The organism is Mesorhizobium sp. M7A.F.Ca.CA.002.09.1.1 (assembly GCF_003998555.1).
GTDB classification, from domain to species: Bacteria; Pseudomonadota; Alphaproteobacteria; order Rhizobiales; family Rhizobiaceae; genus Mesorhizobium; species Mesorhizobium ciceri.
Map to the genome: position 1 here is coordinate 1 of NZ_RZRR01000130.1, position 8,787 is coordinate 8,787.

8 protein-coding genes are annotated in these 8,787 nt (G+C 63.3%); 3 read left to right on the forward strand and 5 right to left on the reverse strand.

Annotated features, from left to right (window positions below):
• The coding region (locus tag EN994_RS08480; protein WP_206530386.1) for a class II fructose-bisphosphate aldolase at positions 1 to 527 on the forward strand (527 nt) is incomplete at its 5' end.
• 57 nt (positions 528 to 584) lie between these two features.
• On the opposite strand, the gene ftsZ is transcribed toward EN994_RS08480, so the two are convergent.
• A complete protein-coding gene (ftsZ, locus tag EN994_RS08485) occupies positions 585 to 1,619 on the reverse strand; it encodes a cell division protein FtsZ (RefSeq protein WP_063167603.1) in 1,035 nt (344 codons plus the stop codon).
• Positions 1,620 to 2,102: 483 nt separating this feature from the next.
• On the opposite strand from ftsZ, the gene EN994_RS08490 reads away from it, so the two are divergent.
• Positions 2,103 to 3,458 carry a glutamine synthetase family protein gene (locus tag EN994_RS08490; protein ID WP_063167602.1) on the forward strand — a complete coding sequence of 452 codons (1,356 nt, stop codon included), beginning with the start codon at positions 2,103 to 2,105 and terminating at the stop codon, positions 3,456 to 3,458.
• 6 nt (positions 3,459 to 3,464) lie between these two features.
• Here the strand turns inward: EN994_RS08490 and EN994_RS08495 are convergent, their stop codons facing one another.
• From EN994_RS08495 to EN994_RS08510, 4 genes are all read right to left on the reverse strand, one after another.
• Positions 3,465 to 4,262, reverse strand: coding sequence for an amino acid racemase (locus EN994_RS08495; RefSeq protein WP_063167601.1), 798 nt, complete (start codon positions 4,260 to 4,262; stop codon positions 3,465 to 3,467).
• Positions 4,259 to 5,620, reverse strand: a complete 1,362-nt coding sequence (locus tag EN994_RS08500) for a cation:dicarboxylase symporter family transporter (protein ID WP_063167600.1) — start codon at positions 5,618 to 5,620, stop codon at positions 4,259 to 4,261. Before EN994_RS08500 ends, EN994_RS08495 begins: the two co-directional genes overlap by 4 nt.
• A gap of 2 nt (positions 5,621 to 5,622) precedes the next feature.
• Positions 5,623 to 6,462 carry a transporter substrate-binding domain-containing protein gene (locus tag EN994_RS08505; protein WP_063167599.1) on the reverse strand — a complete coding sequence of 280 codons (840 nt, stop codon included), beginning with the start codon at positions 6,460 to 6,462 and terminating at the stop codon, positions 5,623 to 5,625.
• Between the two features lie 206 nt (positions 6,463 to 6,668).
• Positions 6,669 to 7,358, reverse strand: coding sequence for an SDR family NAD(P)-dependent oxidoreductase (locus EN994_RS08510; protein ID WP_063167598.1), 690 nt, complete (start codon positions 7,356 to 7,358; stop codon positions 6,669 to 6,671).
• Positions 7,359 to 7,729: 371 nt separating this feature from the next.
• Here EN994_RS08510 and EN994_RS08515 point away from each other — a divergent pair.
• A partial coding sequence (locus tag EN994_RS08515; protein ID WP_127307482.1) for an anhydro-N-acetylmuramic acid kinase occupies positions 7,730 to 8,787 on the forward strand: 1,058 nt, incomplete at its 3' end.

Genomic DNA, 8,787 nt, shown 5'->3' on the forward strand with positions numbered 1-8,787 from the left:
AGTTCGTCAAGGACACCCATGTCGATGCGCTGGCGGTGGCCATGGGCACCAGCCATGGCGCCTACAAATTCTCGCGCAAGCCGGACGGCGCGGTGCTGGCCATGAACGTCATCGAGGAGATCCATCGCCGCCTGCCGAACATGCACCTGGTCATGCACGGCTCGTCCTCGGTGCCCGAGGATCTGCAGGAGATCATCAACAAATATGGCGGCCAGATGAAGCCGACCTGGGGCGTGCCGGTCGAGGAGATCCAGCGCGGCATCAAGCACGGCGTGCGCAAGATCAACATCGACACCGACAACCGCATGGCGCTGACCGGCGCGATCCGCAAGGTGCTGACCGAGAACCCGAGCGAGTTCGACCCGCGCAAGTATCTGACACCGGCCATGGCCGCCATGCGCAAGCTCTGCAAGGAGCGCTTCGAACAGTTCGGCACCGCCGGCAACGCGCAGAAGATCAAGCCGCTGCCGGTCGCCGAAATGGCCAAGCGCTACAAGTCGGGCAGTCTGGACCCGAAGTTCGGCTGAGCTGAACGCTGGTATCGAGGGCAGGAGCGCGGCAGCGCCCTGCCCGTTTACCGAACGCTATTGAAGCGTGCGCGCCGGCGGCTGACCGGCGTGGTCGCGCGCGATGCCGGCGTCGGCATCCTCGGCGCCAAAAGCACGGTCGAGGCCCGTCGCCACGACCGAGACCCTGAAGCGGCCTTCCATGCCCTTGTCGAAGATGGCGCCAACGATGATGTCGGCATCCTCGTAGACCTCTTCGCGAATGCGGGTGGCGGCCTCGTCGACTTCAAACAGGGTCATGTCCCTGCCGCCCGATATCGAGACCAGCACGCCCTTGGCGCCTTTCATCGACACTTCGTCGAGCAGCGGGTTGGCGATCGCGGCTTCGGCCGCCTTCATCGCGCGGCCTTCACCGGAAGCCTCACCGGTGCCCATCATGGCGCGGCCCATGTCGCGCATCACGGATTTGACATCGGCGAAGTCGAGATTGATCAGGCCTTCCTTGACGATGAGGTCGGTGATGCAGCTGACGCCGGCATAGAGCACCCGGTCGGCAATGACGAACGCATCGGCGAAGGTGGTCTTGGCATCGGCGATCCTGAACAGGTTCTGGTTCGGGATGACGATCACCGTGTCGGCGCTCTCGCGCAGCCGCTCGATGCCTTCTTCGGCCATCTGCATGCGGCGCCGGCCTTCAAAGGTGAACGGCTTCGTGACGACGCCAACCGTCAGGATGCCGGCTTTGCGCGCCGCCTGGGCGATGATTGGAGCCGCACCGGTTCCCGTGCCGCCGCCCATTCCGGCGGTGACGAAACACATATGCGTGCCGGCCAGATGATCCATGATCTCGTCGAGCGATTCCTCGGCCGCGGCGCGACCGATCTCGGGAAGCGATCCGGCGCCCAGCCCTTCGGTGACATGAGCGCCAAGCTGGATCAGCCGCGTCGCCTTGGACATAGTCAGCGCCTGCGCGTCGGTGTTGGCGGCGATGAATTCGGTACCCTGAAGCTGCTCGGCGATCATGTTGTTGACGGCATTGCCGCCGCCGCCGACGCCGATAACGGTGATCTTGGGTCTCATCTCGGAGATTTCGGGCTTCTTGAACTCGGCCATGCCTGTTTCTCCTTCGTCAATTGCGCGCGCTTCACGACCCACCCGCAGACTGCCTTGGGCATATTGCAATCGAGCGGCATGACGCGAATCAGTCCGTTGCGATGGGTACCCCAAAAAGCCAGACAGCGGCCAGAGGTGCAAGTGCATGCGAGGTCAAGATTTGTGATGACCGTTTTGCACAGCGTGGCTCGGGCGCTGCGTGCGCCAGATCTTACCGCAGCGAACTCGCCGCTCCCGCCGATAGCGGCTGCGCGCTGGTTTACCGTCTCGTGCTTGGCATTCCGCCCTCCAACCTCTATGTTGCGATCGCAGATCGCGCAATTGGTTTTGAAATGCCTCCCGACATACCAGCTAGTGACTTGAAAAAATAAGGAAAAGCGCTTGGCGACAGCCACGTCTGTTTTCCTAAAACTCACCAGCTATTTTTACCAGGGACGTGCGGCCGGTCAGGCTGCGGCACCTTCGAAAACCAGAGGTTTTAAATTGAGCGATGCAATTGCGGACGTTTTGAACTGGCTTGAAAGCAGAACCGACATCCAGAGCCTCAGGGCGGCGGTGTGCGACCTCAACGGTATCATGCGCGGCAAGCGCATTCCCGTCGAGCAGGCAAGAAAGGCGCTGGAAGGCAAGCTGCGCATGCCTTTTTCGCTGATCGGACTGGATGTCTGGGGCGAAGACATCGAAGGCAACAGCCTGGTTTTCTCGACCGGCGATGCCGATGGACTGTGCCAATGGACCGGGCGCGGCATTCTGCCGGTGGCCTGGACGGCGCATCCGACGGCACTTGTCCCGCTGTGGCTTGCCGACGAAAGCGGCGCGCCCTATCTCGGCGACCCGCGACGGGCGCTGGCCCGCATCCTCGATCGCTACAAGGCCCTGGGCCTGACCCCGGTCGCGGCAACGGAACTCGAATTCTACCTCGTCGATCCGCAATCGCAGCGGCCGGTCGGCCCTGTCTCGCCGGTGACCGGACGCCGGCTCGATTCCGACGCGGCGCTGTCGATCGACGAAATCGACGATTTCGAATCCTTCATCCATGACGTCTACGAGGCTTGCCGGACGCAAGGCATTCCCGTCGACACGGCCATCGCCGAAAACGGCGTCGGTCAGTTCGAGATCAATCTGAACCATGTCGCGGACGCGTTGCGGGCGGCTGACGATGCGGTGCTGTTCAAGCGCACGGTGAAGGGCATTGCCCGCAAGCACGGCTTTGCCGCCTGCTTCATGGCCAAGCCCTATGGCGACCGGGCGGGCAACGGCTTTCACGTTCATTTCAGCCTGGTCGACGGTGAAGAGCGCAACGTCTTCGACGACGGCACCGACCAGGGCTCGGAGACCATGCGCCATGCAGTCGGTGGCCTGCTTGCGGCAATGGCCGAGAGCACGCTGGTATTCGCGCCGCACTTCAATTCGTACCGCAGGCTGCGCCCAAGATCCTATGCGCCAACCGCGGTCGCCTGGGGCTATGAGAATCGCATGGTCGCGATCCGCATTCCGGGCGGGCCGACCGCTGCTCGCCGTATCGAGCACCGCGTATCGGGAGCCGACGCCAACCCCTATCTGGTGCTCGCGGCCATATTGGGCGCCGCGCTGACCGGCATCGAAAGACAGTTGTCGCCAGGTGATCCGATCGGCACAGACGGCCAGGGACTTCCGCCGGCAAAGCTGCCGCCGGACTGGGCATCCGCGATCGCCGCCTTCGAGAGCGGGACGCATGTGGCGGAGATTTTTCCAGCCATCCTGCGCGACTCCTTTGTGGCCTGCAAACGCCAGGAGCTGAACACGTTCGCGCTCAATGTCAGCGATTTCGAGATCGAGACATACCTCGAGAGCGTCTAGATCGGGTTACGCCAGTACGGCCAAGCTGCCGCGCATCGGCCAATCATGTCCTGGCGGCCGCGATACGGTCGGCAGCCCTCGGGCTTCCTGCGTACCGAACCCTAATCGCGTCAGGCAGGCTCGCGCCAGGGCCGCATTGCTGTCGATGACGAGCAATCCATTCACGTCGTTGAGGCTGGCGGCCACCACCGACAGTTCGGTGCAGCCGAGCAGGGCGGCATCGGCGCCGGCCGCTTGCGCGATGTCGAGCGCGCGCTCGGTTTCAACCGCCGCATCCGCGATCGAACCCGCCTTGACGAGGCTGATCGCGCTGTCGACGCACGCCTGAAATTCGGTGTTCGAGGGAAGGCAGAGCTCAAATCCCGCCGCCGACATCCTGTCCTGATAGAAGCCGGAGACCAGCGTGCCCTGGGTGGCGAGAACAGCAACCCGGCCCCGCTCCAGGCTACGACGCGTCTCCGCCACCACGGCGTCGCCGATATGGATGATTTCCGCGCGCGAATTCGCCGCCAGTTGGTCGTACCAATGATGGGCGGTGTTGCACGGCATCGCGACGCAGGCGACGCCGAGCGCATTGAGCGTCGCGACCGCCGCTTTCAAAGGCGCCAGCGGGCCGTCATGGCCGGCAAGGATGGCTTCGGTCCTGTCGGGCAGCTGCGGTACGCTGAGGATCACGGCAGGCACATGTTCGTTGTCTCTGAACGCCTGGGTCATCCGGGTCAATTTGAAGTAGAAGTCAGCCGATGCAAGCGGCCCCAGGCCGCCGATAATGCCGAGCTGGGGACGGATGCTGTCGTCGATCATCCGGCAGGCTCGGCTTCGAGCTGTTCCGAGACGGTTTCAGGCTGTGTCGCCTCCCTGTGGCTGGGAGCGATCATTGCCGTGCTCGCCGCGACGGTGCAGACGCTGGCCAGCGTCATGAACGTGTCCACGGCCGCATCCACCGCGACGAACAAAGCGAACGCCGCCTCGAAGGGAAGCTTCAGGTAGCCGCAGACGATGGACATCTGCGACAGGATGAGCAGGCTGCCCATGCCGCCGGTGGTGAGCGCGAGAAGCGCCGAGATGATGCCGACGAGCACGAGGTCGGGGACTGCAAGCGGATGGCCGTAGAGCTGGGCGATGAACAGCGCACCCGAAGTGTAGAGCAGCGCCGGGCCTGTACGCAGCAAAGCCGCCTGCAGCGGCACCAGCAGTTCCACGACCACCAGGCTGAACCGCAGGCGCTCGCTCAAAAGGTTGATGACCCACGGCAGCGAGGCGACCGTAGAGCGTGTGGTGATGGCCACCATGAGAAGGGGCTGGCAGGTCTTGATCGTCGTCCAGTAGCTTCGTCGCGACCGGATGGCGATAATGGCAAAGGCGCCGGCAACGAATATGAGGCAGGAAAAACCCATCACCAGCAGGTAACCGCCCATCAGCGTGAGCGGCTTGGTTCCGGTCGACGCGGTCTGGTCCGCGATCAGGATGAAGGTTGCAAAGGGCAACCCCCAGATGAACCAGTTGGTCAGCACCGTACAGGCCCTGTAGACCGCGTTGAGCGCCTGCGTCAGGCTCATGGACGAGGGCTGGGGAATCTTCCCCATCGCGAGCCCGAAAAGCAGGCAGAACAGCAGAACCTGGATGGTCTGTCCCGAGGCCAGCGCATTGAAGACGTTGTTCGGCACCAGGTCGAGCAGGATCGAATGCCCGCCGCTGGGATCCCCATTGGAGGGCGGCGGCTGGAACGGGAAGGCGAGATCGGTGGACACGCTGCCTTGCGAATTGATGAACTCGCCAAGCTCGATGCGCGACTGGGGATTCTCGATCTGGCCCGGCTGCAGGATCAGCGACAAGGTGCCGCTCACCAGCACGGCCAGGAACGACACGACCAGCACGGCCATACCCACCTTACCGAGGTAGCGGACCGATTTCGGGTCCTGGACCATCGCCGTGATGGAGAAGATGACCGATGAGACCAAATAGGGCAGGACGACCATCTTTAGGAAATTCAGGTAGAGTTGTGCGACAGGGCTGATCGCATGGGCAAAGTCTGGATAGTAGAGGCCGCACAGGATTCCTGCAGCAATCATCGCAATCGTCGTCACCGGCGATCGCAAGATACGCCTTGCCGCGAGACGCCAATCGAAAGGCAGGGGTCCGGCTACGTCGGAGATGGCCATTGTCAGGCTTTGCTCCCCAGGCGATAGCGGGCGATGATCTCGTCCGTGTTGAGAATCTGCTGACCCCGCGCGAGGTCGAGATACAGATCGACAAAGGCCGCGAGATGCGGATTGTCCGGCCGCACGCCGACTGCGATCGTATCGACCTTGTCGGTCAGCGTGATGGAGCGCGCTACGACTGTCATCGACGGATCGTCGACCATCAGCTTCTTGATCTCGAAATCATCGCGATAGGCCATGTCGATCGTCCCGTTTCGGATCGCATCGATGATCAGGTCCCAGCTTGCCAAGCGATGGATTTGCGCATGTGGGAAAGTCGTGGCCGCATAAGTGGCGAAGGAAGAGCCCTCGATCACGCCGAGATCACCTGAGAAATCACGGACAATCTGTTCTGGCGGCTTGCCTTGCGCGATACGCGCCAGGTTGAGGCGGTTGGCGATCAGCCCTTGCCGCAGCATGGCGTAGGGGCGGGAATAGATGATCGACCGGCCGCGCTGAAGCGTCCTGCTGAGCTTGCCAATCGCCATGTCGGCCTGTCCGGAACTGACCTGTCTGACGATATCGTCGAACGTTGCGGCGGATCGGTCGAACACCGGCTCGACCCCAAGCGCCGCGGCGATGCCGTGGGCCAGTTCCATGTCTATGCCATTGTCCCCCGATCCGTCGGCCGGGAAGAACGGATTGGAAGCGAAGGCCGGCATTGCGATGCGCAAGGCATCGCCGCTCGCGATCGGCGTTGGGGCGTTCTCCGCCTGCTGTCCTGGAGTGTTGGCCGCCCGGGCTTGCGAGATCAGCAACCCGCCGCTCCCGGCCGCAAGCAGTGTACGACGTGTAACCGGCATACGCGTTCTCAATTAGACCGGGAAAGCCAGCAAGATGCACAACCGACGTTAAACAAACGTATATATTACACTGCGCTTTTTTATGTATTGGATAAGCAGCTCAGCGCCACAAAATATTAGTATCACCTAATGTAAAAGGAATGGCGGAAGGATCGCGTTACTTCCCGCCAGGCGATTAGTTGGCCCCTAGGCGATCAGCTGCACTGTCAAAACGTCTCTGCCCAGGGCCGCAGCTCAAGCTCCGAGCTCCAGGCGCTGCGATGCTGGGGATGGGTTGTAAGATAGGCCTCGGCGATGGCGTCCGGCGATAGACGGCGGTCCGGCCGGCCGGGATCGGCCACCTGTCCGGCCGGCTCGATCTGGCCGTCGATGATGAAGTGGGCGACGTGGATGTTCTGCGGAGCGAGCTCGCGGGCCATGGACTGCGCCAGGCCGCGCAGGCCGAATTTCGGCATGGCGAAGCCGGCTGAGCCGGGAAATCCCTTCACACTGGCGGTGGCGCCGGTGAACAGGATCGATCCGGAACCCCGCCCAAGCAGCCGGCGCGCCGCCTGCTGGCCGACCAGGAAGCCGCCATAGGCGCCGACCAGCAATGCCTGTTTGACCGCTTCGGCATCGAGCTCGGCGATCGGTCCGCGGGTGCGCGCGCTGGCGTTGAACACTGCAAGCGCCAGCGGGCCGGCCTTGTCTGCAGTGTCGAACAGGCTGGCGACGGACGCGACGTCGGCAACATCCGTCTCGACGGCCAGCGCACCGGTTTCGTCGGTCAGAGCGCTGAGCTTCTCGAAATTGCGGGCGGCCAGAATCACGCGAAAGCCTTCCTGGGTGAGAAGGCGCGCAAGCGAGGCGCTCAGACCAGCGCCGGCGCCTGCAATGACGGCCACATCGGATGCCATGATTTTTCACTCCTTGCGGATTTCGGCGGAAGCGTTCGCCAGATCAGGCAAGGTCGCGCCTTCGGGGCTGACAGGCAAGAGGTGGCATCTCGGCGGTTGTTGAGCCAGACGGCTGCAGAACCAACGTTGCGCGGTCCAGCATCGCCTGTGGCGCTACGAAGGCCGCTCGGCCTTCAGCACCGAGACCGCCGCTTCGACAGTGGCAAGGCTTGGACCTTGCCCGCCAACCGGATTCATCCGACCGATATTTTGACGGTAGAATCGTCAGGCTTCGCAAAGCTATCGGCGATCTCATCGATGGGGACTGGAGCATGGTCCCGAAAAGTGGGAAACGGTTTTCGGAAAAGATCATGCTCAACGAGGAAACGACTATGGAACCAATCTGGGCCGTCGGCCTGATGACCGGCACGGTGCTGGACGGCAACATCGACGTCGCGCTGATCAAGACCGATGGCGAACGCATCGAGGATTTCGGCACCTACCGGCTGATGCCCTATCCCGCGTCGATCCGCTCGCTGCTGGAAGAGACGCTGACGGAGGCGCGGGGGTGGAGTTTCGTTGGGCCGGAGCCGGCGATCTTCCGCACCGCGGAGGATGCCCTGACACGCGCGCAATCGGCGGCCGTCAAGGAGTTGGTCGAAGGCTATGGCATGACGATGGCCGATATCGGCATCGTCGGTTTTCACGGCCAGACCGTTCTGCATCGTGCGCCGCAGGTTGGACGGCTGGGCCAGACCCGGCAGCTCGGCGACGGTGAGCTGATGCATGCCATACTGGGCACCAAGGTCGCATACGATTTCCGCTCGGCCGACATGCGCGCCGGGGGGCAAGGCGCGCCGCTGGCCGCGGTCTATCACACCGCGCTGATGCGCAGCGCCGGTGCCAATGGCGAGGTCGCCGTACTCAATCTCGGCGGCGTCGCCAACATCACCTGGTGGGACGGCGCTGACAATGTCGTCGCCTTCGACACCGGCCCCGCCAACGCGCCGCTCAACGATTTCATCAAGTCGAAGGGGCTCGGCGAGATGGACCGCGACGGCGCGCTTGGCTGGGCGGGAACGGTCGACGAGGCCCGGCTCGCCAAGCTGCTGCAGCACCCTTATCTGAGCAAAGCCTACCCGAAATCGCTGGACCGTTTCGACTTCGGTGCCGCGATGGCGGACGGCCTGAATGCAGAGGATGGTGCGGCCTTGCTCACCGCGTTCACCGCCGGCGCCGTCGGCAAGGCACTCGACCTCTTGCCGCACCGGCCGAAGAAACTGGTGGTCAGCGGCGGAGGTCGCCATAATCCGACCATGATGGCGATGCTGGCCAGCCGCGCCGGCGTCGAGGTGGTGCAGGCCGAGAGCCTGGGCTGGAGCGGCGACGCGGTGGAGGCGGAATGCTTTGCCTTCCTCGCGGTTCGCGTGCTGCGCGGCCTGCCGATCAG

What these genes read in the sequence shown, in the direction of transcription:
- ftsZ (WP_063167603.1), bottom strand. Translation starts at nt 1,619, where the DNA reads ATGGCCGAGTTCAAGAAGCCCGAAATCTCCGAGATGAGACCCAAGATC.
- EN994_RS08495 (WP_063167601.1), bottom strand. Translation starts at nt 4,262, where the DNA reads ATGATCGACGACAGCATCCGTCCCCAGCTCGGCATTATCGGCGGCCTG.
- EN994_RS08500 (WP_063167600.1), bottom strand. Translation starts at nt 5,620, where the DNA reads ATGGCCATCTCCGACGTAGCCGGACCCCTGCCTTTCGATTGGCGTCTC.
- EN994_RS08505 (WP_063167599.1), bottom strand. Translation starts at nt 6,462, where the DNA reads ATGCCGGTTACACGTCGTACACTGCTTGCGGCCGGGAGCGGCGGGTTG.
- EN994_RS08510 (WP_063167598.1), bottom strand. Translation starts at nt 7,358, where the DNA reads ATGGCATCCGATGTGGCCGTCATTGCAGGCGCCGGCGCTGGTCTGAGC.